At 46.0% G+C, this 1,173-nt stretch carries 2 protein-coding genes; both read right to left on the minus strand.

Annotated elements, in window-relative coordinates; genetic code table 11:
- A partial coding sequence (locus A3729_RS18825) for a YncE family protein (protein WP_369820146.1) occupies positions 1 to 699 on the minus strand: 699 nt, incomplete at its 3' end.
- Positions 700 to 891: 192 nt separating this feature from the next.
- The coding region (locus tag A3729_RS18830; RefSeq protein ID WP_197475922.1) for an alpha-glucosidase C-terminal domain-containing protein at positions 892 to 1,173 on the minus strand (282 nt) is incomplete at its 5' end.

Below are 1,173 nucleotides of genomic sequence, written 5' to 3' on the forward strand. Positions count from 1 at the left end.
GACAACAGCGATATTGTCACTGTTGATATCGACATATTCTGGCTCAGGGTCTGCTGCGTACAGGTCAGCAATTCCGGTGATGTCTAGAGTTTGGCTTGTCCAATCAGCAGGTTCACCGCTTAGGTTAAGAATAACCAGCTCGCCAGCTGGAAGCTGCGGTGGCGCACCATCGCCTAGATCTTCATCACGCTCGTTTTCAAGAATCACAAGTGCATACATGCTGTCCGGGCTGACTGCGATAGAGTCTGGTTGGCCGCCAAGAGCGATCGTTCTAACTAGAGTTTTACTCGCAATATTAATGACAGCTAGCTCGCCCGATACCGTGACGTAGTCTGTTGAAGTGTTTACAGCCGCGAGAGCGTACTCTCCTTTGATCGCTACTGATGTTGGCTCGCCATTGAGTGCGAATGTGCCTGCAGCAGCCGGAGACTCAATAGTAGAAATATCGACGAAGCCTAGCTGTTCTTGCTCGCTGTCAGTATAGATTAACGTTTGTCCGTCAGTGCTTGCGGCAACAATTTCTGCAACGGTTTCGGTGTCGTCATTACATTGAGTATTGATCTGCTCACATACGTGGAAAGTCGCCACTCTATTGAAGTTTTTGACTGACGAGGAGTCTTTATCGTCATCGCTGCAACCTGCTAACAAGAGGGGGCTTGAAATGGCGAGAGCGAGAGCCGTTTTCTTAAACATATTCATAGAGTGCATAATTTTCCTTTCCATTTAACGATAGGTGTTTTTACTGAAGAGGGAATTATGTTTCGAGAGTGCTACAAATTTATGTCTCTTTTAAGTCACTTTGGTGACGGTACTTATATGCAAGGAGTGGAGCCTTCCTGTTTCTATAGAAAAATGACTAGTCGAAACAGGAGGCGAGTTGATTTAGCCGGGCTAGAGAGCACAGAGGTTTGATAACCAGATTGTCTGATAAGGCGCTAAATCGATTGTGTTATCAGCTTTGCTAAGCTCTTGCCCACTGATTAAGTTGCACCATGCTTGAGTATCGACCAGATTAATGTCAGCTATCGCAAGTTGCTGTGACTCCTTGCTGATGTTCGATATACAAAAAATGCTTTGCTTTCTGTCTGGAGACTGACGCCAATAGGCGAATATTTTATCCCCCAGGTGCAAAGTGAATTGCACTGCATTAGGGTGAAAGGCAGCATGTTGTTG

This window comes from Oleiphilus sp. HI0043 (assembly GCF_001634935.1).